18 protein-coding genes and 1 tRNA gene are annotated in these 21,238 nt (G+C 58.0%); 11 read left to right on the forward strand and 8 right to left on the reverse strand.

Annotated features, from left to right (window positions below; translation table 11 throughout):
• Positions 1-220 precede the first annotated feature (220 nt).
• The 4 genes from QM701_RS05305 to QM701_RS05320 form a co-directional block, all read right to left on the reverse strand.
• Positions 221-448, reverse strand: coding sequence for a hypothetical protein (locus QM701_RS05305; protein ID WP_415166048.1), 228 nt, complete (start codon positions 446-448; stop codon positions 221-223).
• A gap of 252 nt (positions 449-700) precedes the next feature.
• Positions 701-2,269, reverse strand: a complete 1,569-nt coding sequence (locus QM701_RS05310; RefSeq protein WP_415169348.1) for a sensor histidine kinase — start codon at positions 2,267-2,269, stop codon at positions 701-703.
• A 73-nt stretch (positions 2,270-2,342) separates the two neighbouring features.
• A complete protein-coding gene (locus tag QM701_RS05315) occupies positions 2,343-3,224 on the reverse strand; it encodes a response regulator (RefSeq protein WP_415166049.1) in 882 nt (293 codons plus the stop codon).
• On the reverse strand, positions 3,118-4,050 hold the full coding sequence (locus tag QM701_RS05320) for a TRAP transporter substrate-binding protein (RefSeq protein ID WP_415166050.1): 933 nt from the start codon (positions 4,048-4,050) through the stop codon (positions 3,118-3,120). The genes QM701_RS05315 and QM701_RS05320 overlap by 107 nt, the downstream gene beginning before the upstream one ends.
• Positions 4,051-4,484: 434 nt before the next feature.
• Here QM701_RS05320 and QM701_RS05325 point away from each other — a divergent pair, with 434 nt between their 5' ends.
• The 9 genes from QM701_RS05325 to rpiB all read left to right on the forward strand — a co-directional run bounded on the left by QM701_RS05325 (position 4,485) and on the right by rpiB (position 14,005).
• Positions 4,485-5,477: an ABC transporter substrate-binding protein gene (locus QM701_RS05325; protein ID WP_415166051.1), complete on the forward strand. Its 993-nt coding sequence runs from the start codon at positions 4,485-4,487 to the stop codon at positions 5,475-5,477.
• Positions 5,478-5,611: 134 nt separating this feature from the next.
• Positions 5,612-7,132, forward strand: coding sequence for a sugar ABC transporter ATP-binding protein (locus QM701_RS05330; protein ID WP_415166052.1), 1,521 nt, complete (start codon positions 5,612-5,614; stop codon positions 7,130-7,132).
• A complete protein-coding gene (locus tag QM701_RS05335) occupies positions 7,132-8,202 on the forward strand; it encodes an ABC transporter permease (RefSeq protein ID WP_415166053.1) in 1,071 nt (356 codons plus the stop codon). The genes QM701_RS05330 and QM701_RS05335 overlap by 1 nt, the downstream gene beginning before the upstream one ends.
• A complete protein-coding gene (yjfF, locus tag QM701_RS05340) occupies positions 8,199-9,200 on the forward strand; it encodes a galactofuranose ABC transporter, permease protein YjfF (protein ID WP_415166054.1) in 1,002 nt (333 codons plus the stop codon). Before QM701_RS05335 ends, yjfF begins: the two co-directional genes overlap by 4 nt.
• Before the next feature lie 104 nt (positions 9,201-9,304).
• Complete coding sequence (locus QM701_RS05345; protein ID WP_415166055.1) at positions 9,305-10,198, forward strand: NAD(P)-dependent oxidoreductase; 894 nt, start codon at positions 9,305-9,307, stop codon at positions 10,196-10,198.
• Between the two features lie 9 nt (positions 10,199-10,207).
• Complete coding sequence (locus QM701_RS05350; protein ID WP_415166056.1) at positions 10,208-11,227, forward strand: NAD-dependent epimerase/dehydratase family protein; 1,020 nt, start codon at positions 10,208-10,210, stop codon at positions 11,225-11,227.
• Between the two features lie 76 nt (positions 11,228-11,303).
• Positions 11,304-11,966: an aspartate/glutamate racemase family protein gene (locus tag QM701_RS05355; protein ID WP_415166057.1), complete on the forward strand. Its 663-nt coding sequence runs from the start codon at positions 11,304-11,306 to the stop codon at positions 11,964-11,966.
• Between the two features lie 80 nt (positions 11,967-12,046).
• Complete coding sequence (locus QM701_RS05360; protein WP_415166058.1) at positions 12,047-13,447, forward strand: L-fucose/L-arabinose isomerase family protein; 1,401 nt, start codon at positions 12,047-12,049, stop codon at positions 13,445-13,447.
• 66 nt (positions 13,448-13,513) lie between these two features.
• Positions 13,514-14,005 (forward strand): ribose 5-phosphate isomerase B, encoded by a 492-nt coding sequence (gene rpiB, locus QM701_RS05365; RefSeq protein ID WP_415166059.1) that lies wholly within the window; start codon positions 13,514-13,516, stop codon positions 14,003-14,005.
• Positions 14,006-14,583: 578 nt separating this feature from the next.
• Here rpiB and QM701_RS05370 read toward each other — a convergent pair.
• Complete coding sequence (locus QM701_RS05370; RefSeq protein WP_415166060.1) at positions 14,584-15,543, reverse strand: HNH endonuclease; 960 nt, start codon at positions 15,541-15,543, stop codon at positions 14,584-14,586.
• Positions 15,544-15,797: 254 nt separating this feature from the next.
• On the opposite strand from QM701_RS05370, the gene QM701_RS05375 reads away from it, so the two are divergent.
• Together QM701_RS05375 and QM701_RS05380 are read left to right on the forward strand one after the other, a co-directional pair.
• Positions 15,798-16,385, forward strand: coding sequence for a recombinase family protein (locus QM701_RS05375; protein WP_415166061.1), 588 nt, complete (start codon positions 15,798-15,800; stop codon positions 16,383-16,385).
• 629 nt (positions 16,386-17,014) lie between these two features.
• Positions 17,015-17,689, forward strand: a complete 675-nt coding sequence (locus QM701_RS05380) for a ParB N-terminal domain-containing protein (RefSeq protein WP_415166062.1) — start codon at positions 17,015-17,017, stop codon at positions 17,687-17,689.
• Positions 17,690-17,945: 256 nt separating this feature from the next.
• Here QM701_RS05380 and QM701_RS05385 read toward each other — a convergent pair whose 3' ends face one another.
• The 3 genes from QM701_RS05385 to serS all read right to left on the reverse strand — a co-directional run bounded on the left by QM701_RS05385 (position 17,946) and on the right by serS (position 21,208).
• Positions 17,946-19,631, reverse strand: a complete 1,686-nt coding sequence (locus tag QM701_RS05385; RefSeq protein WP_415166063.1) for an integrase — start codon at positions 19,629-19,631, stop codon at positions 17,946-17,948.
• 115 nt (positions 19,632-19,746) lie between these two features.
• Positions 19,747-19,836: transfer RNA gene (locus QM701_RS05390), tRNA-Ser, on the reverse strand.
• 88 nt (positions 19,837-19,924) lie between these two features.
• Positions 19,925-21,208, reverse strand: coding sequence for a serine--tRNA ligase (gene serS / locus QM701_RS05395; protein WP_415166064.1), 1,284 nt, complete (start codon positions 21,206-21,208; stop codon positions 19,925-19,927).
• Between the last annotated feature and the right edge of the window lie 30 nt (positions 21,209-21,238).

The following is a 21,238-nucleotide window of genomic DNA, read 5'->3' on the forward strand; positions in this document are numbered from 1 at the left end:
CAGAAGAAGATTGAGGAGGTGGGAGGCGATCGCCCGAGCGGGCTCCGGCATCGCGGCAAAGCAGTCATTCTAACGCTCCGGCAACCGGTTCCGACGATCTGTACGTGCAGGATGTCCCCCGGGAATCGGTGCCGGAGGGGACATGGCCGCGGGAGATACGCCGAAAAAAAAGCGCGGCGGGCTGCCAGGCCAGGGCCGACACCTTGCGAAGCGGCGGCGTTCAGTTCACCGATTTCACCGAGGAAGCGCGCTTGACGCGCAGGCCGTGCGACAAAAGGAGCACCCAGATGACCGTACCGAGCGGCAGCACGGCCCCGATGCCGAAAAGGACCATTTTCGTCGAACGACCGAGCGGCGTACGCGCAAAAAACAACGCGCCATGGGCCTGAGTCAGCTTTTTCCCCCACTTCATATAGCCGCGTGACAGGGATGCGGCATTCTCTTCCATCTCGACGGTCCTCTTCTACAGGACTTCATTATCGCGCAGCACCGTGACCGAATGATGAAAAAAAACAACAAAATCACTGGAAGTGTTGTAAATCTGCAAAAACATCCCCGGCGTGGCTGGGACGCGCCGTATCGGCAGACAAAATCGCTGCCGATTCAATAGCTAACGCTGCGAGGCAGTCGTCAGCTGCTCAACTCCGGTGGGTCCTCCCTAGGGCGGGCGTAGCTCATACCTGGCCATGGGGCGGCCGGATCACCGGGCAACGGGCGGATCGTTCCGACAGTCCCCCGTCGGCGGCGCGGGCCAGCGCTTCATTCGTCGTTGAGCGGCAGCAATATCTTGACCGTGGTGCCCTGGCCCAGCTCCGAGTTCAACAAATATCCGTCCCTGGTGGGCCATGATCACCCGATAGCAGTAACTCAGCCCGAGCCCCCAGTTTTCCTGCCTGTTGCCCGTGCTGAAAAACGGAATGAATATCTTGTCGAGATTGTCTTTCGCAATGCCGCACCCGTTGTCGGAGATCGAAATATCGACCCAGAACTTGTTTTTGTGCATTTCGATGCAAAGTGAGCGCGGCTCCTGCGGCATTGCCTGCAGGGAATTGTTCAGTATGTTGATGAACACTTCCTTCATGTGTTGCGGATCGAGAAGAACGGGAAGCGGGTGCTCGTCGGCCGAGTACTCGATGCCCACCCCTTCGGACTTGAATTGATCGAGCGCGCGACTCATGACCTCCCGGATGTCCGCGGCGCACAGATTAAGCGACGTGACGGAGAACTTCGACTGAATTCCGTTGAGGGTGACCAGCAGTTCCTTCGAATTCCGAATGATCCGGTCGGCGTGCGTCAGGACGGACGATGCGTCGGACACCTTGTTTTTGAGCGATTCGCCGTCGACCAGGATGGCCATGGCGAAATTCTTGATCATATGGTTGTAGAACTTGATGCCTGAATTGGTGATGTCGAATGAACGATAGATGTTCGTCTTGACGTTTTGCAGAGAAAAATACAGGTGGTTGAAGCGGTACAGCGCCAGCAGCAGGGTGACGAACGAGGCCAGCATGATATGAGGGTAGAACTCGATGATGTTGCCTTCGACGAGAATCGATACCGGCAGGAAATGCATGGAGTCCTTTGCCGTGGTGAGAGAAATAAGCCTCTTGGGCGCCCACCAGAGAAAGGTGATGAACAAAAGCACTATCGACGTGTATCCGGAAGCGATCAGGAAATAGTAGCTGCGGAAATATTTTATTTTTGGGGTGATGAAGTAGTTGTAAATCATCATCACGAAGCCCGAGCCTATGTAGGAATGATTGACCAGTTTCGTGATGAAATGGATATTCTCGTCAATGGCGTAGAAGTCGGCGAATGAAATCACGTCCTGATAGGGCGAGACGAAAAGAGTCCTGTAGACGTATTCATATACCCAGGGAGAGTAGATGAAGAACTGCAGAAGTTGAGGGATGGCCAGCAGAATGTAGATACCCGTGTTCTTCCTGAGCGGCTTCAGAAAAGACAGCGGAAAGCAGAGCGCCGAATATACGAAAATGGCTATTCCGAAGTTCATTACCGAGATGATCTTGTCGCCGCTGCCAAGCAGCGTGATCGGCGATTTTGGCAGGAGCGTGGTGATGAGTATCTTTTTCGAGAACAGGTTCTGGTACAACTCCCGTTGATCCAGGTATTGGATGTAAGCGATGAAAAAGAATACCGAGATGATCCAGCCGGCGGTGAGCAGGAACAGGAAAATCCGTGTATCGCCTTTTTCCTTATAGAGGATGAATAACGAAAACGCGACAAGAATGACTGCCAGATAGACCATCACGGTTGCGATCCGCAAATAGTATTGAAAATGGGAACGGGCGCGCCGGGATGCCGTGCGTGGCGCGCGTCGGCTAGAAGCGGATCGACTGACGCAGAAGATCGTCGGATTGATAGTTTTTCAAGGCCTTCACGATGTCGCTCGAACTCTTCATCTCCAGTTTCTTCAAAATACTGCCGATATGCGTCTTGACGGTCGACAACTCTATGCAACGTATATGAGATATTTCGTTGCGCGTCTTTCCGTCGCACAGCAAAAGAAGGATATCCAACTCGACCTGCGTCAACACCCTGGCGATATGCAGCACGAATCTCATCGACTCCTGGTTTCCGCGAAGGTGCGCGAATTCCTTCCTGAGTTTTTTTGCGATCAGCGGAGAAGGCGTTGACTGATCCCGGTATGCCGACTTGACCGCTGAAAGGATCTCGTCGGGCTTGGCGTTCTTGAGCAGGTAATCCACGGCGCCGATCTGGAATGCATTGAAGACGGTTTCGTCATCCTCGAGGACGGTGGACATGATGATTTTCACCGACTTCAAAGCTGTGCAGATCTGCGTCGCCGCATCAATTCCGGCGCGATCGTTCTCCATGATTACATCCATGAGAATGACATCGGGCCGTTGCTTGAATGCAATCGCGACGGCTTCTTCTCCCGAGGACGCCACCCCCACGACCTTGATCGCCGGATCGTCCGAAAGAACTTCGCAAAACCTTTCGCGAAAGGTTTCCATATCGTCAACTACGAGAACTCTGATCATAAATAAATAACGCTGTGAGTGAGAAAAGTACGAACAAATCCGCCTGGGAACCGTCGATGCGCAATTCGGTTTACGCAAACGGCCCGAGCCTTCAATATTTTTTCCGCAGGTCCGCGATGATCTGCTGCTCCTTTTCCATGCCGATCCTGCGGGCGTTTTCCACGTGCAGGCTCCTGCATATGTCCACCGCGCGTTCATAGTCGGCGTTGCTGAGTTCGGTCACTTTCAAGCCGTACTGCTCCTTCAATATCTGTTCATTTTTCTGGTCGAATTCGATCGCCCAATCGAGTTGCTCCTTGGCCGAATCCTGCGCGGCCTGGATTACGATGTCTCCAATGTCCTTCGGCAGTTTCTTGATGAATTTTCCGCTGAGGATGGCCGGCATTGCCATGTGGTTATGCGCCGTCCTCAATACATACTTCGACGTTTCGTGGAATTTCATTCCAATGAGCGCGGTCATCGTGTTTTCCGCTCCATCGACGCGCCCGGCCTGAAGCGCCGAATACAGTTCGAAGTATCCAGTCGGCGTCGGATTGGCCCCAAGCGCCCGCCAGGCGCCGAGTTCGCTCGGTCCCGTCATCGTTCGCAGCCGGAGCCCCTTCAGGTCGTCGAGTGTATGAATTTCCTTCCGGGTAAACACATTGCGCACCCCCTCGGTGTAGACGCCGACAAAATGATTTCCTTGTCTTTCCATCACTATCTTCACGAGCTTGTCATTGACCGCGCTATTCATCACGGCCTTCATATGAGCCCAGTTCTTGAATGTGTAAGGGGGGCTGTAAATATCCATCTCCGGTACGGAATTGGCGTATTTCGCCGACGAGTGGATGGTGAAATCGACGGTTCCCTGCTGCATTCCCTCGGCCAGTTGTTCTTCGTCGCCCAACAGGCCGTCGGCGATCACTTCAACGACGACCTTCCCGTCGGTTCTCTCCTCGACCAGCTTTTTGAAAATCAGAATTCCCTGGTACTGGCCGCTTATTTTTGGATTGTTCAGCGCCGCCCGCAAGACGACGGGACTCATGCTCCGGTCCGTTTCCGAGAGAGCTTGCATTGGAATGCCGGACAGGACGAGGCCGGCGAAAGACAGCAGGAATAAACAAATCCGATTCATGGAATTGCCTTTAAGGAAATCCAGTTCCGCAGGCTAGATTAACTCTTTTTCCGAGATAGAAATATCTTCCTTCGAATCATTTTTGCGGTCGGCGCGATATATGGAAATTTGTATTCCTTGAAAGCGGATTCAAGGCTGCGCATTACGAAATACCGCATTGCGCGAACGGGGAGGTGGAGAAAATATCCACCTTCCGGATGGGGGAAATACCCGACTCCCGGGTGGATTAAATCTCCGACTTACGCGGCCGGAAAAGGATTGTTACTCTGGAAATGCAGAAGCCCTGAATGTGCGTCTCTGCGAAAACGATCAGATAAGAGGGTTAGACTTTTTGGAGGAAACACATGATTAATCGATTCAGAATATTCACGGCATTATTGGCGTCGGCCGGGCTTTGCATGATGGCGCCGCAGACGTCGTTGGCTCAGACAGGCAAGAAATCGGTGATCGGGTTTTCGCAGGTTGGCGCGGAGACGGAATGGCGCGTAGCCATGTCGAAGATCATGAAAGAAACGATCGGCAAGGAGAAGGATATGGAACTGATCTTCTCCGACGCGCAGCAGAAGCAGGAAAACCAGCTCAAGGCGTTGCGCACGTTCATCTTGCAGAAGGTGGACTTCATCGTCTTCGCTCCCGTCGTGCAGACCGGCTGGGATGCCGTGCTACAGGAAGCGAAGGAAGCGAAGATTCCGGTCATCGTCATCAACCGCCTGGTGAAGACCAGCGCCGTCAAGCTGGAGGACCATACCGTCACGTTCATCGGTCCGGACAATATGGACGCGGGCCGGTTTGCCGCCAACTACATGATCGAGAAATTCAAGGACGCCAGCGGCACCGTGAACGTCGTGCAACTCGAGGGCACGGTCGGCGCTTCGTCGGCGGTCGAAAGAAAAGCGGGTTTCGACGAAGTCATCAAGGGGCAAAGCAAACTGAAGATCGTCAAGACTCAGTCGGGCGACTTCACTCGCGCGAAAGGCAAGGAGGTCATGGAGGCGTTCTTGAAATCGACGAAGGCCGAAGGCATCAAGATCGACGCGCTGTTCTCGCATTCCGACGACATGGGCATCGGCGCCATGCAGGCCATCGAAGAGGCCGGTCTGAAGCCGGGGAAGGATATCGTCATCGTCGGCATCGATGGAGTGAAGGGCGCCTTTGAGGCCATGATCGCCGGCAAGCAGGCCGCGACGGTCGAAAATCCGGTCGACTACGCCAAGCCGCTCATCCAGGTGATTCGGGATTACCAGGCCAAGAAACCGATTCCGCCTTGGGTAAAGCTCAAGAACACGGTTTATCCGGCTGAGGTCGCCGCCAGGGAACTGCCCAACCGCCTGTATTAGAGCGTCGCCGATATTGCGCTTCCCTCCCGGGGTAACGCGGCAAGCACCTTGTATCGCCAGCGAGATGAGGGGCCGATCGCGGACCCCGGGGACGGGTTTTTTCCGAATCAACGCAATCGAGGGAAAAAAGGGCCATGGGGACGACCAATCCACTCTTGAAAATGCAAGGCATCAGCAAGGAATTTCCGGGCGTGAAGGCGCTCGACAATGTTGATTTTGAACTTCGGCACGGCGAGATCCACGCGATTTGCGGCGAGAACGGCGCCGGCAAATCAACCTTGATCAAGGTTCTGACAGGCGTCGAGATCAACGAGCGCGGCGACATTCATCTGGAAGGGAATCCGATCCGTCCGAAGACGCCCATGGAGGCGCCGGCACTGGGAATCAGCACGGTGTACCAGGAGGTGAACCTGTGCCCCAACCTTTCGGTGGCCGAAAACATCTTCGTCGGCCGCGAGCCGATCAAACACGGGAAGATCGACTGGGAAGGAGTGAATCAGCGCGCGGCGGCGGCGTTGGCTCGGTTGAACGTCAGACTGGACGTAACGGCGAGGCTCGACGAATACTCGGTGGCCATTCAGCAGATGGTGGCGATTGCACGGGCGCTGGACATTTCGGCAAAGATTCTCGTGCTGGACGAACCGACTTCGAGCCTCAACAAGACGGAAGTCGCCAATCTTTTCCGGGTCATGCGCAAGCTGAAAGGCGAAGGGATCGGCATCATCTTCATCACCCATTTTCTCGAGCAGGTGTACGAAGTCACCGATCAAATCACGATCCTGCGCAACGGGCGGCTGGTCGGCCAATTCGAGACAGCCAAACTGGATCGCCTGCAATTGATCGCCAGGATGATCGGCAAGGATCTGGCGGAATTCGACAAGGCGATCAAGGAAAATGTGCAGGATGCCGACCCCGCCGCGGATGAAAGAACCTTCTACAAGGCCGAACGGCTGGGGCAGCAAGGTTCGATAGCGCCGTTCGACCTGTGCATCGGCAAGGGTGAGGTGGTGGGACTGGCCGGCTTGCTGGGGTCGGGCCGCACCGAAAGCGCACGGGTGATTTTCGGAATCGATCGGCCGGACAGCGGCGACGTCCATGTAAACACCAGGAAGGTCTCGATCAACACGCCGGCCGACGCGATCCGGCTGGGCTTCGGCTTTTGTTCGGAGAACAGGAAGACGGAAGGCATCGTCGCCAATCTCACGATCAGGGAAAACATCGTCCTGGCATTGCAGGGAAAACGGGGCCTGACGGCCTTTCTGACCCGCAAGGAGCAGGAAGACATCGCGGACAGATACGTCAAGCTGCTGAACATAATCACGCCCAGCATCGAGCAATTGGTCGGGAATCTGAGCGGCGGGAACCAGCAGAAAGTGCTCCTGGCGCGCTGGCTGGCGACCGACCCGGAATTGCTGATCCTGGATGAGCCGACGCGCGGGATCGACATCGGCGCGAAGGCCGAGGTACAGAAACTGGTTCTTCAATTGGCCGGCGAAGGGAAAGCGGTGCTGCTGATTTCTTCGGAACTCGACGAGATGGTTCGTTGCTGCGGCCGGATGGCGGTCTACAAAGACAAGCAGAAGATCGGGGAGCTGCGGGGCAAGGACATCTCGGAGTTGAACGTCATGAGAACCATTGCGGGAGGACAGCATTGATGAACACCAGAAAGAAGATGGACAAAAGGCTCATCGATCATCAACTCTTCTGGCCGCTGTTTGCCTTGGTCGTGCTCCTGGTATTCGATTTCTTTTACATCAAGGGGTTCTTCCACATCGAGATCATCGACGGGCATCTCTACGGCAGCCTGATCGACATCGTCAATCGGGCGACGCCGCTGATGTTCATGGCGATCGGCATGACCCTGGTCATCGCCTCCGGCGGCATCGATATTTCGGTGGGCTCGGTCCTGGCGATTTCGGGAGCGATCACCGCCATCATGATCGGCGGCGACATGGTCTTCGTGGACGGCGTTCAGAAATATGCCGCGCACTACCCGATGTCGGTGGCGATCCTCGTGGCCCTCGCCGTTTCGGTCGTATCCGGGATATGGAACGGGCTGCTGATCGCCAAGCTGGGGGTCAACGCGATGGTCGGGACGCTCATCCTGCTGGTCGCGGGGCGAGGCATCGCCCAGCTCGTCGTCGACGGCAACGTGATCACCGTCTACTACGAGCCGTTTTTCTACATCGGTTCCGGCTTTTTCCTGGGCTTGCCTTTCTCCATCTACCTCGTTGCCGCATTTCTGGTGCTCATCATGTGGCTCATAAAGAAGACCGCCTTCGGCCTCTTCCTGGAATCCATCGGCTCCAACAAGGTGTCCAGCCGGTTTACCGGGTTGAACGTACAGACGATCGTCTGGGCCTGTTATGCGATCAGCGGTCTGTGCGCCGGCATCGCGGGAATCATCATCGCTTCCGAGGTGAAATCGGCGGACGCCAACAGCGCCGGCCTGTTCATCGAGCTCGACGCGATCCTCTCGGTCGTGCTGGGTGGGAATTCGATGGCCGGGGGACGGTTCTCGGTGGTCGGCAGCGTGATCGGAGCCCTGGTCGTGCAAACCCTGACCACCACCATTTATGCCATAGGCGTTCCACCCGAAGTGACCATGGTGGTCAAGGCCCTGGTGGTCATCGTGATCTACCTGATCCAATCGCAGATGGGCAGGAAAGCGGTCAAGGCGCCGGCAGGCGAGCCGTCACTGAAAACCCAGGAGGCCAAGGCATGAGAACGCTGCAGATCAACTCCAAGTTCATTCCTCTGCTCATCACCATCGCCCTTTTTGGCGGGCTGTTCGTCGCCGGTTCGGTTTCCTATCGGGGATTCTTCTCGATGCAGGTCGTATTGAACCTGCTGGTGGACAATTCGTTCCTGATCATCGTCGCGCTCAGCCAGGCGATGATCATCATCATGGGCGGCATCGACCTGTCGTGCGGGGCGCTCATCGCCCTGTCGTCGATGGTCGTGGCGTACTCGATGTCGCACCTGAACTTCCATCCGGCGCTCGCCATCCTGGCGGTGCTCCTGGTCTGCTCGCTCTTCGGGCTCGTGCAGGGGTGGCTGATCACCTACCGGAAGTTCCAGCCGTTCATCGCCACCTTGTGCGGAATGTTCATCGCCCGCGGCCTTTGCTTCATGATCAATCAGGATACCGTGCCCATCACGGACCCCTTCTTCATGACCATGGCCACGACCCGCATCAAGCTGATGCCGGGCGCCGTGATTTCGACCAGCGTGATCATCGCCCTGGTCATCCTGGCTCTCTATATCTACATCGCCCACTTCACGAAGTTCGGCAGGGCCATCTACGCCATTGGAGGCAACGAGCAATCGGCGCGACTCATGGGCTTGCCCGTGGATAGGACCAAGGTCCTGGCCTACACGCTGAGCGGTTTCACCTCCGGGCTCGCCGGCATCGTGTTCTGCTTCTACATGCTTTCAGCCTACGGCCTGAATGCCATGGCCCTGGAGATGGACGCCATCGCCGCGGCGGTGATCGGAGGCACGCTGATGACGGGCGGCGTCGGGTATGTCGTCGGCGCGGTTTTCGGCGTGATGATCGAGGGCATCATGCAAACGCTCATCACCTTCCAGGGCGACTTGAATTCGTGGTGGACGCGCATCGCGATCGCATTCCTGTTGTGCGTATTCATCGTCGTTCAACGCATCCTCGTCCTCAGGAGAGAATCCAGGAAGATCATGAGGCCGGTCGAATTCATCGGTTAGGTCGTGCATCCTTTGTCGCGGTGTTTGCCGGGCGGCCACGGCCGCGCGTTCCCGGGGACGCTGCCTGATTTTTGCGTGCGGCAATTTTCTGGAGTGGGCTTGCAATGAAAAAAATAGGTTTCGTCGGGCTGGGCATCATGGGGTTTTCCATGGCGGAAAACCTGATGAAAGCCGGTTATGAACTTTGTGTCTTCGCGCGTTCGGACGGAAAGGCCCGGCTTCTGGAAGAACGGGGCGCCGTGCGCAGCCCCACGCCGGCCGACCTTGCCGCCAGGTCCGACGCCGTGGTCGTCATGGTGACGGCGGACAGGGATGTCGAAGAGATCGTGCTCGGCGAGAACGGCCTGGCCGAGGGCGCAAGGCCGGGCCTGGTGATCCTCAACGGCAGCACGATTCTTCCCTCGACCAGCAAGCGGATGGCCGAAACCGCCGCCGCACGGGGAATTCACATGCTGGACTGCCCGGTGACGGGCAGCGCGCCCCAAGCCAGGGAGGCGAAGCTGGGATTCATGGTCGGCGGCGACAAGGAAATCTTCGAGCGTTGCAAACCGCTTTTCATGGCCATGGGCAAGGCCGCGTACTACCTGGGAGAGAGCGGCTCCGGCTCCTACGCGAAGCTGGCCAACAACACGATGTACGCCATCAACCTGCTGTCGTTCGTCGAGGCCGTGTCCATTGTCGGCAAGAGCGGCATCGATCCGGAATTGTTTCTTGAAATCGTGGGGCAAGGCGGCGCCAGGAGCGCGGTCTCCGAAGCCAAGCTCCCGAAGATCATCAGCCGCGATTTTTCCCCCGCGTTCTCCCTGGCGATGATGAACAAGGATGCGGGACTGGTTGGCCGATTGGCCGCGGAGCTGGGCGTGGCCACGCCGGTGTTCGACGCGGTCAGGGAGGCCTTCGGCAAAGCGCTCGAAAAAGGATGGGGGGACGAGGACTTGTGCAGCGTGATCAAGCTGTACGAGGAATCGAGCGGACACGTGATCGGCAGACGCCGCTGAGGCATGGCGATGAAAATCCTGATCTTGGGAGGCACCGGGGTGATCAGCCGGGAGATAGTCCGGCAGCTGATCGCCGCCGGGCACGGCGTGACGGTCTACAACCGCGGCCTGCGTGATCCGGGGTTCGGCAAAGAGGTAGGCCAATTGATCGGAGATCGCCTCAGGCGGGCCGAATTCGAGGACGGCATGCGGAAAACGCGGTACGACGCAGTCATCGACATGATCTGCTTCAACGCCGACGACGCACGCTCGACGATTCGCGCGTTCGCGGGCCGGGCCGGCCAGATCATCGTGACCTCGAGCATCGCCGCCTACCGGCGGCCGTATCGGAGCGTGCCCACGCAGGAGGCCGAGGAGACGCTCTGGGACGACCCGGCCTTTCTCTATGCGTTCCACAAGGCGGAGATGGAGAAAATCCTGCGGGAGGCGATCCGGCGGGACGGATTACCCATCACCGTCGTCCGTCCGTCGCTGACCTATGGTCCCGGCGCGGCCAATATCGGCGTGCTTCGACAGAATTGCGGGATCGTCCACCGGATCAGGCAGGGCAAGCCGCTGGTCATGTTCGGGGACGGTACGACTCCCTGGAGTTTCACTTTTGTTCCCGATCTGGCCAAGGCCTATGTGGGCATCGCCGGGAATCCGAAGACCTTCGGCGAAGATTTTCACGTGACCAGCGAAGAACGCCGGGTATGGGACGACCTGTACCTGGAATTCGGCCGCCTCGTCGGGAAGACGCCGGAGATCGTCCACCTCCCTTCCGAGCTGTTGCGCAAGGCGGCGCCTGACCTTTGCTCTCACCTGTATTTCGAAAAGTCGTATTCAGGGTTGTTCGACAACTCGAAACTGCGCAGCGTGATTCCGGATTTCAAGGCGGACATTTCGCTTCGCGAGGGATTGCAGACGATCCTGGCCGGCTACGAGGCCGAGGCGCACGAGGCCGATGCGCAAAAGGATGCGCTCGAAGATCGACTGGTGGCGCTCCACGGCGAATTCGCGGCGCGGATGTGCGGCCTCCAGGCAAAGTGAGGCGATGAATGCGCCACCCGCGAGAAGGCCATCCGGCGGCAGCCCGACGCACTGCGTCCAACATCAAGGAGCGGAAATGAAAACCATCGCGGCCGTCTATACGGCCCAGTCTCTCATCGATCCAACCCGGGCCCTGTTTGCCGAGCTGATGCCCGGGCACCGGCTGGTCAACATCTTCGACGACAGCCTGATTGCGGACGTCATCCGGGCGGGGTACTTCGTCACCACGGACGTCCGACGGCGTCTGGCGTCGTATTACCGTGCCTGCGAGGACATGGGGGCCGATGTCATTCTCAATACCTGTTCATCGATGGGCGATGTCGTCGATCAGATCGCCCCCTTCTCGCGCGTGCCGATCCTGAAGATCGACGAGCCGATGGTCCGGAAGGCCGTCGAGACGGGCGCTTCGATCGCCGTGATGATGACCAATCCGACGACGATCGTGCCGACGCTCCGCCTCGTCCGCTCGGTGGCGGGACAGCTGGGCAAGCCGGTCAATATCGTCGAAGGATTGGCGAACGGGGCATTCGAAGCGCTCGTGGAAGGCCGGCCGGAGGTGCACGACGAATTGCTGTTCAAGGCGGCCATCGCCGCCGCCAGCGAAGCCGACGTCGTCGTTCTGGCCCAGGGGTCGATGGCGCGAATGCAGGACGCAATCGAGCAAGCCACGGGCCTGCCCGTCTTTTCAAGCCCCCGGCTCGGGGTGCTGGCGGTCAGGTCCTTCCTGGAGGATTCGTGACACGGACCGGGATTCCATCCGGGGAGAACGGACTTGCCGCCCCGTCACCCACGACCATGCCTAACGACAGGGAACACCCAATGATCAACGTAACCATCCTCTCGTTCTCGGACGGCCGGAAAAGGGTTCATGACACGCTCGAACCCTACATCGCCGAGCAGGCCGAACGCCTCCGGGCGAGCCTGGAGAGCGCCGGCGAAATCAAGGTCCGGGTTGCCGGCAACATCGTCTGGAACAACGCGCTGGCCAAATCGGAGGCCATCGCCTGCCTGGCCGGATACCCCGATGCGGTGATTCTGAACATTCCCGTGTTCGCCTTTCCCAACTTCGCCATGATTGCCGCCTCGCTGCTCACGTCGCCCTGCCTGGCGATCGCCCCGGTCAACGGCAAGCTGCCCGGGCTGGGCGGCCTGCAGGCGGCCACCAACGCCATCCGGCAAGTCGGACTGAAGTGCGACAAGGTGTGGGGCAACATCGAGGAAGACGCGACCTTGCGGCGCGTCATCTCGTTCCTCCGGGCCGCGCATGCCGTCACCCGGCTGAAGGGGCAGGTCTACGGCCTGATCGGCGGCCGGAGTATCGGCATGGCTTCCGGAGCGGTCAATGCCGATGCCTGGATGAGGATTTTCGGCGTCGATGCGGATCACGTCAACCAATCCGAAATCCTGCGTCGCGCGGCCCTCGTCGAAGAGGTCAGGGTCGACGCGGCATTGGCCTGGCTGTCGCAGAAGACGGGAGCTATCCGCTATGACGGCGACAAGCTGACGCCCGATTCGCTGAAAATGCAGATCCGCTGCCATATGGCCACCCGGGAATTGATCGACGAGCGCCATTTCGACTTCGTCGGCGTGAAATGCCACTACGACCTCAGCGAGTACTACGTTACCCAGTGCCTGTCGGCGGCGCTGTTCAACGATCCATACGACTGGGACGGCGCCAGGCAGCCGACGGTCTATTCGTGCGAGGCCGATGCGGACGGGGCCCTGACCATGCAGATCATGAAACTGATCTCGCGGCAACCGGCCCTGTTCTTCGATTTTCGGCACTACGACAAGGCGGCGGGCGTGTTCGTGTTCTGCAACTGCGGCGCCATGTCAACCTGGTACGCGGCCCGCAGCGACGACCCTGGAACCAATCTGAAAAAGGTCACCCTGCATCCGATCATCAACAAATACGGTGGAAAGGGCTGCCACGTGCAGTACGTCGCCGCCGCGGGCGAGATGACGCTGGGACGCCTGAGCCGGGTCGGCGAGCGGTACAAGATGACCCTGTTCCGCGGCCGGCTCCAGTCGTTTCCGGAAGAAAAGCTCCAGGAATCCTGTCCGGTCTGGCCGCATGGCTTCCTGGTGCCGGATGCCGATCCGCGGCGGGTGATCGACGGCTACGACAGCAATCACGTGCACGGCATCTACGGGGATCATCTCGATGCCTTGGCGAAGTTCTGCGAATTGAAGCAGATTCAATGCGAAATCCTGGAATGACGGGCAGTCCGGCCGGTAGCGATACCGGCCGGCGCGTAACGAGGCAAAACCGAGGGAGAACGATCGATGAACGTCAATGAGATATGGATTGGCAACGACCACGGCGGCTTCGAGCTGAAGTCGCAGATCGTCGAGTTTCTGAACAGGAAGGGAATCGCACTCAACGATGTCGGAACGGGGTCGACGGATATCGTTCGCTACCCTTATTTCGCGCAGAAAGTGGCCGGCGCCGTTTCCGAGGGACGTGTTGCGCGCGGCATCCTGATCTGCTCGACAGGCATCGGGATGAGCATCATCGCCAACAAGTTCAAGGGCGTGAGGGCGTCGCTGTGCACCAGCACCTTCATGGCCAAGATGACGCGCGCGCACAATGACTCCAACATCCTGGTCCTGGGCGGCAAGATCACCGGAGTGCTGGAGGCGCTGGACATCCTGGAGGCCTGGCTGTCCACGGAATACGAGGGCGGACGCCACGCCATATCGCTCGGGCTGATCCGGGAAGCCGAAGAAGCGATCTGCAATCCGGCGGGATGGCAGCCTGCGGATACGACCCGATGAGCGGCGTCGGAGCGCAGGCGGCCTGACCTGCCGGATCCCTTCTGCTCGCCCGGTCCCGGAACACGGTTGCCGGCGGCAAGTCACGCGCCGCCTCGTGGAGTTCGAATCACGGGAAGACGACAGCGCGCGCGCCTGAACCATCGCGCAACACGAACAATGCGCTGGCCACGTACAGCGCCAAGGTTTTCACTACGACGCTCCATCCGTTCGTCAAATGTCGCAGCTTATCCAGCGGCTTGCGGCGAGAGAAAGGCCCACCGGCGAGTGCGCCTCGCGAAGACCCCCAGCGGACCGTCAACAGGCCGCTACCAATAAAAAAAAAGCCCTTGAGGAATCAAGGGCTTTTTTCAAAACTGGCGGAGAGGGAGGGATTACCTCAACTATCTACCAGTCCTAGTATTCATGCGGGTTCCAGAGGAGTCCCCTGCGAATTGTTCCCAGCGCCGTTCCCGGCAACATTTACGTATGCAGCATTCTCCTCCCTCCCGGCAACAAGCACAAGCATCCATGAAATCCGACGAAAATTTCCGAGAGGCCTTCCTCTTCTTGATGCCCAGCAGGTTTCCCCCGGTAGGGGATTAATTTCGTACAAACCCCTTCAATTCCGCAATCGAGAGCCACTGCCGTTTTCTGTGAATCATGCGGTGGCAGTTCGAACAAACAAGCTCTAGATCATCAATGTGAGTTTTGTGCCCTGCCGAGAGACTTGCCAGAGGTTTCGTGTGGTGGCACTCAATATAGCCCGAGCCATATTCCCCATACTTCATGGAAAAATCGAAACCGCAAACCACGCATTCAAGCTTGCCACTCTTTTTCAAAACCCTATTTCGCTTAGCTTCAACTAATTTTCGGTCACGTTCCCTGACTAAGTGCGTTCGAGTAAGCAAGCGTCCTTCAGGTGCTTCCTCAATGTCCTCCGAAATGGCACCACTTCCCTCCCCACCATCAGCCCCAAAATTCTCAAGACTTCCGATAATCGCATTCGCGACTTCGGTGCATCTTCCAGGGAACTGCGAGAACTCTTCCCAAACCAGTTCATCGCCCTTTGAACCCCTAGCCAAACCTGATTTGTTATGCGAAGTGTATTGAGAGTCAAGCCGCCTGAAGTTCATTAGCTTCATGTAAACACCATTCACGTTACGAAAGGTGTCCGAAATCGCGTAGTGCGGAAAAAGGAGTGGGGCTAGGCTTTGAAGCTGCCTGCTGAGTTGATTGATTTCTTCACTCGTCTTAGCCGGAGGATTCGGGCGATGCCTCAGGTACACATCAAGGGCAAGAATGAGTTCATCTCTAACCCAATCCGGGTTACTGTCTTTCATCCGGGCTTTATGGCTCAACGAACAATCCGGGTTTCTAGCAAGGTGTTCGAAGTGGGCTTCTGCCCCTCCGCCACTTTTATGCGGTCTGACTTGTTCTCCGCACTCGGGGCACCGAAAAACAGCCGTCCCTAAGTTTTTTCCGTACTGCGTCCGATATGTTAGTGCCTCATTGATGTCGATGCGTTTGCCACCAAAAATTGCCTCCGTAAGATTGGGCATTCCCCTCTCCTCAAATAGACTTTGTATGTACCCTCCGCTGCATTGCAGTGATTCGCCAGCGGTAAAAACGAATCTCGTAAAGAGAACAATTGCCAATTTAGGGCATATCTTTTCCCGGCTGTCGAGATTTTGTTATTTTTTGCCACAAACCGGCCACTTTCTGACACTCTGCCGAAGACTGTCACAAAACTACCCGTTCCATTAAGTGACGGTCTGTGCTATCCTGACACCGTTTTATAACAAAAAGGTCAGCCATGAGCCGTGTCTTTGCGTATGCCCGCGTCTCCACTGTGGAGCAGCTTACCGAGAACCAGCGGGAGCAAATCGAGCAGGCTGGATACCAGATTGCGCCCCGCAGATTCATCGAAGAGAAAGTCAGCGGGAGTGTCCCGGCCCTCCAGCGCCCCGGCTTTGTCCGCCTACTGGATCGCCTTGAGGCCGGGGATACCGTAGTCGTCACCAAGCTGGACCGCCTCGGGCGGGATAGCATCGATGTTCAGCAGACGGTAAAGCTTTTTCAGGATCGGGGATTGCGCCTCGTGGTCCTCCAACTGGGGAACCTCGATCTGACCAGCAGTGCGGGCGGGCTCATGGTCAAGATGCTGGCGGCTGTGGCCGACTTCGAACGAGAACTCATCATCGAACGGACACAGGCAGGACTTGCCAGGGCCAAGGCTGAAGGTAAGCGGCTGGGGCGTCCGACGAAGACCTCCGAGAAGGACCGGGAGGCAATCCGTAAGGCGATCCAGCAGGGGCAAACCATCAGCGAAATAGCCAGGAACTACGGCATCAGTCGGGCGCTTGTCCATAACATCCGGGATGCAGCAGCGAGCGGAGCGTAGTCCGGAAGGCGACAACCACACCCGTCTATTTGTGACATTGGTATAGACACTCAGCGATCCTGTCGGGCGCCTTGAATGGCAATGGTTTATAAGTATTTACTTATGTAAAACCCCCCTATCACAGATACCGGACCCCGCACATCTGCGCGATGGCCCCCAAGAACGGGCACCGTACAGCCGCCCTTAAAGCCACCTTACGGAGCCTCCAGCAAGCCGTCAGGGCCGAGACATACCCGAGCATGGGAAAGATGTTCTGCACCCCTATTGCGGCCTGCAATGAGGTTTCTGCGGGAGCCTTCGAAGAGTTCTTCGGGGTACTTAAAGAGGACGCCAACAAACTACCTTGGGAGGATTGAATACCTTGAATTGCGGCACACAGAACAGAACCGAAGCCCTTGTCTTCAGGCAAGTGGCCTTCCCACTGTCAGCCTTCGACTACCTCAAGGAGTTTCAGCGAGTGTATGAAAAGGCGCATGGGGTACGATTGAATAATAACCAGACCTTGGCCGTGATCCTGGCCGAGCATAGGCAGATAACTGAAGAAAGTGGAGAACAGCAGGATGAGTGCAGCAAGTTCGAACGGTAGTGCTTGGCCGTGGAGGACCCCCAGCGAGTCCCAACGGGTAAGCGTGGAAAAGATTCTCAGGGACGAGAGACTTCAACCACGGGCGGCGTTGCTCCCCTCGCTGGTGGAACGCTACAAAAACTCAATGGAAACGGGGAGCCAGTTCCCTCCCATCACGCTAGCGAGGATCAGCGGGAAGGAGAAGCTGCATTTGGTCTGCGGCTGGCACAGATTCGAGGCCGCGACCATCAAGCTAGGTATGGAGCATGTGCAGGCGGTAATCATCGATGCGCCTTTCAACGAAGCCCGCTGGATCGCGGCAAGTGACAATCTAGAAAACGGCCATGCCTACACCCAGCGGGGGGACAATAAGCGGGTCTTCCTTGCGTACATGCATGCCAGGAAGAACAAGAAGGCGGATGGCTCATTGAAGAGTTACCGGGAAATTGAACGCGAAATCCAGGTCAAGAAGTCCAGCCTGCACAACTGGATGAAGGAGCATTTCCAGGCCACTGCGCTCAAGATGGGCGAAGAGAAAGCGGGCAACCGCGATGCGGACGCCCCCGACATGGACCACAGCGGAGAACTCCTTCGGGCCATCGAGAGAAACACACAGGAGCTGGAGAACTACGTGGAAAAACTCTCGGACCCGGAGGCCCGCTGGAGGGCCGTCGATAGCATCCTGGGTATTGTGGAGCGAATGAAGCGACTGCCTATGGAAGAGCCGGAATTCCATTGACCCAGCAGCCCCCGGCAGGGAACTCCGCAGGTATCTTCAAGTTTTTCCCTTGAAGGGACCCCAGCGGGAACTCTGCCTGGGGTGCTGTCCAAAATGGACACCTACAGGGAACAGAGGACCGGGCCAAGCCTTGCGGCGGCTGGCTTTTATACAGGCTCCCGACAACCAAAGTCCGATGGTGATCAAAGAAGTTACACCAGCGCCCGCGTCCCGTCCTTGATCCCCTGTTTTTTACGCCCCACAGAGCATCAAAGAGTCACCTAACGAGGGGCGAGAAGGTTAAATCGTAATGAATGCGTTCTAGCTTGTCCCGGTTCTTGGTCAAGGCTATGGCCTCCTTGTAGCCTTCTTCGGTAGCATTTGCAGACGACTGGCGGTGCCCCGTCAAAGTCCCCGGCTTGGGAATATCCAGATGATCCGCACGCGAAAGGAGCGTGGATCGCATGGCATGGAATCCTACAAGCCGCTGTTTTGGTGTCTCGTCCCGGAGCCCTATGGATTCGAGCAACCCTCTAAACCACTTCTCGGCCTTCCCGCTGGCTCTACCCTTTACCGGGGGCCATTGCGGGAACAGTAGCGCCGCCCCTCCTTCTTTCATCTGCTGCGCGTACCGAAGGAAGCCCAATCCAAGTAATGTTGAATGAATGGGAACTTTGCGGCGAGAGGAGTTGTTCTTCACGCTCTTCCTGACGCCTTCTGCGGTGTCGGATTCATCCGTGATGTCCAATAGCCAGACCCCATGCTCTTCCCGGATGTCACATTGCGGATTAAGCTGGCATAACTCATTGACACGCGCCCCAGTAAAGAGCCCTAGCAAGGGAAGCCAATAACAATGCTCCTGTGTAGGGTCACTCGCAAAGGAGGCGAACTCCGGCCCCTCGAAGAGTCGTTTTAGTTCATCCGGCCTGAGCGCCCTTTGCTTGTTTTCTCCCCCCTCGCGGTCCCCCTGGTACTTGATACCTTCCGTAGTTAGATTCGCGGGGAAACCCTGATCCCCGAAGACGCGGCGGGCATGAATAAAGAACGGGCGGAGGGCGGCCATATAGCTGTCCTCAAAGGTCTTGCGATTGACACACTTTTCCCACTCCATGGCAGCCAATTCACGGGCCGTCTTCCCGAGTTGTCGCTTCTTGTCAGACCAGCGAGGTGGCAGACGGCAGATGAGCGAGAAGAAATCATCGACTTCCTGCTGTTTCAAGCTGGATACAGGGCAATCCCCGAGGACTTCAAGGAGAAGCGCCGTAGCCCCCTTGTACTTCTTGAACATTGGGGCGCCTTCACGTTGCTTGCTAAGGAAATGCTGGACCACCCCGGAAAGCGTCAGGTTCTGGACCGGCTCACTGCGCGAAGGAGGCTCCGGGCGAGGAGGCGTTTCTACCCATTCCCCGGCATTACGAGCCTTCTTCGCCTGTATCGCTTCCGCCCGCCCCTTGGCAAACTCTCTACAGACTTCCCGGAAGGACTCGCTATCGCGGGGAATGTCGTAGCCATGCCCCCAGAGCCAATCTTCCACGATGGACGGTAACGCCCCTGTGAAAATGCGGCGTGAGATAGCTAAACGGGTCTCGCTATCTGCCTCTTCAAGGTCCCGTTGGGCGCGCTCATATGCGAGGTCATCGGCAAAATCGCCAGCATCTGAGCACGCCTCATGGGCCTCTAGCGTGGAATGCACCATCATCCGCGCCAGATGTTGGACATCCTCGTTGGAGATGACTTTCCTTTCCTTGCTGCCAGTCTCCCGGATACGCTGGAACTCTTCTTCAAGGGCGGCACGCCAACGCCAGACAAGAACATCAGCGGCTTGCCTGTTAGATTTACCTGTCTGGTACCGGAGAAAATCCGAGGCGTAATGTTCCCGGAGAGCTTTAGGTACGCGCTTTGTTGCGCGCCATCCTGAACCGTGCAACTCCATCCCTGGAGCGTGTCCCATTTCCTTGTCCATCCCCGCATGATAGCTGGAATGTTCCCAGCTTTGTTCCCAAAATGACCCAAGGGAACCGCTTGAATTACAAGGAAACCTTTAAAAACAAAGGCCCCGAAGGGCCTCTGGTTTGTTCTGGCGGAGAGGGAGGGATTCGAACCCTCGGATGCCGTAAGACATCGCCTGATTTCGAGTCAGGTACAATCGACCACTCTGCCACCTCTCCGGTAGGCGGCGGATTCTAGCACAGCTCCGTTGACCGGTGCCAGCTTTCGCCGCTTCTTTCCCGCATTTTCTCCGCCGCCCGGCCTGCGTCACGCGGCCAGGATCTTCTCCATGCCGCCCAGGTAGGGGCGCAGGGCCACCGGGACCGTGATGCTGCCGTCGGCGTTCTGGTAGTTTTCCAGGATCGCCACCAGCGTGCGCCCGACGGCGAGGCCCGAGCCATTGAGCGTGTGCACGAGCTCGGTCTTGTTCTTCTCGTTGCGGCAGCGCGCCTGCATGCGCCGCGCCTGGAAGGCCTCGAAGTTGGAACACGAGGAAATCTCGCGGTAGGCGTTCTGCCCCGGCAGCCACACTTCGAGGTCGTAGGTCTTGGCCGACGAGAAGCCCATGTCGGCGGTGCACAGCACGACGCGGCGGTACGGCAGGTCGAGCTTTTCGAGGATGGCCTCGGCGTGGCGGGTCAATTCCTCGTGCGCCTCGTTCGACTTCTCGGCGGCGACGATCTGCACCAGTTCCACCTTGTCGAACTGGTGCTGGCGGATCATGCCGCGCGTGTCCTTGCCGTAGGAACCGGCCTCGGAACGGAAGCACGGCGTATGGCAGACGAACTTCAGCGGCAGGACGCCCTGCCCCAGGATTTCGTCGCGCACGATGTTGGTCACCGGCACCTCGGCGGTGGGAATCAGGTACAGCGGCTCGGCGTCGGCGCGCAGGATCTTGAACAGGTCGGCCTCGAACTTGGGCAGCTGACCGGTACCGAACATGCTGTCGGGATTGACCAGGTAAGGCGCATAGACCTCGGTGTAGCCGTGTTCGGCGGTATGCACGTCGAGCATGAACTGCGCCAGCGCGCGGTGCATGCGGGCGATCGGCCCCTTGAGCAGGGAGAAACGCGCGCCGGCGATCTTGGCGGCGGCGGCGAAGTCGATCTGGCCCAGCCCCTCGCCGAGGTCGACGTGGTCCTTGACCGGGAAATCGAAGGCGCGCGGCGCGCCCCATTTCTTGAGTTCGGCGTTGTCGGCCTCGGATTTGCCGACCGGCACGCTTTCCTGCGGCACGTTGGGGATGGTGGCGATGAAGGATTCCATTTCCTTCAGCAGTTCGCCGAGGCGCTGTTCGTTGGCCTCCAGTTCGTTCTTCAGCGCGGCGACTTCGGCCATCGCCGCCGAGGCGTCCTCGCCTTTGCCCTTGAGCATGCCGACCTGCTTGGACAGGCTGTTGCGCTTCGCCTGCAGATCCTGCGTCCGGGTCTGCAGGGTCTTGCGCTCGGCTTCGAGCTTCTGGAAGGTGGCGGCGTCGAGCGTGTAGCCGCGCGTGGCCAGGCGCGCGCTGACCGCGTCGATGTCGGTGCGCAGCAGTTGGATGTCAAGCATGGTCGGTCCTCAAAGTGGTTCGATTCGTCG

The organism is Propionivibrio sp., assembly GCF_047602565.1.
GTDB lineage: Bacteria > Pseudomonadota > Gammaproteobacteria > Burkholderiales > Rhodocyclaceae > Propionivibrio.

Coding starts and splice junctions, on each gene's coding strand:
- QM701_RS05305 (WP_415166048.1), bottom strand. CDS start 448: ATGGAAGAGAATGCCGCATCCCTGTCACGCGGCTATATGAAGTGGGGG.
- QM701_RS05310 (WP_415169348.1), bottom strand. CDS start 2,269: ATGGTCTATCTGGCAGTCATTCTTGTCGCGTTTTCGTTATTCATCCTC.
- QM701_RS05315 (WP_415166049.1), bottom strand. CDS start 3,224: ATGAACGCGCGGTGGACATATGCAGGAGCCTGCACGTGGAAAACGCCC.
- QM701_RS05320 (WP_415166050.1), bottom strand. CDS start 4,050: ATGAGTCCCGTCGTCTTGCGGGCGGCGCTGAACAATCCAAAAATAAGC.
- QM701_RS05325 (WP_415166051.1), top strand. CDS start 4,485: ATGATTAATCGATTCAGAATATTCACGGCATTATTGGCGTCGGCCGGG.
- QM701_RS05330 (WP_415166052.1), top strand. CDS start 5,612: ATGGGGACGACCAATCCACTCTTGAAAATGCAAGGCATCAGCAAGGAA.
- QM701_RS05335 (WP_415166053.1), top strand. CDS start 7,132: ATGAACACCAGAAAGAAGATGGACAAAAGGCTCATCGATCATCAACTC.
- yjfF (WP_415166054.1), top strand. CDS start 8,199: ATGAGAACGCTGCAGATCAACTCCAAGTTCATTCCTCTGCTCATCACC.
- QM701_RS05345 (WP_415166055.1), top strand. CDS start 9,305: ATGAAAAAAATAGGTTTCGTCGGGCTGGGCATCATGGGGTTTTCCATG.
- QM701_RS05350 (WP_415166056.1), top strand. CDS start 10,208: ATGAAAATCCTGATCTTGGGAGGCACCGGGGTGATCAGCCGGGAGATA.
- QM701_RS05355 (WP_415166057.1), top strand. CDS start 11,304: ATGAAAACCATCGCGGCCGTCTATACGGCCCAGTCTCTCATCGATCCA.
- QM701_RS05360 (WP_415166058.1), top strand. CDS start 12,047: ATGATCAACGTAACCATCCTCTCGTTCTCGGACGGCCGGAAAAGGGTT.
- rpiB (WP_415166059.1), top strand. CDS start 13,514: ATGAACGTCAATGAGATATGGATTGGCAACGACCACGGCGGCTTCGAG.
- QM701_RS05370 (WP_415166060.1), bottom strand. CDS start 15,543: ATGCCCAATCTTACGGAGGCAATTTTTGGTGGCAAACGCATCGACATC.
- QM701_RS05375 (WP_415166061.1), top strand. CDS start 15,798: ATGAGCCGTGTCTTTGCGTATGCCCGCGTCTCCACTGTGGAGCAGCTT.
- QM701_RS05385 (WP_415166063.1), bottom strand. CDS start 19,631: ATGGACAAGGAAATGGGACACGCTCCAGGGATGGAGTTGCACGGTTCA.
- serS (WP_415166064.1), bottom strand. CDS start 21,208: ATGCTTGACATCCAACTGCTGCGCACCGACATCGACGCGGTCAGCGCG.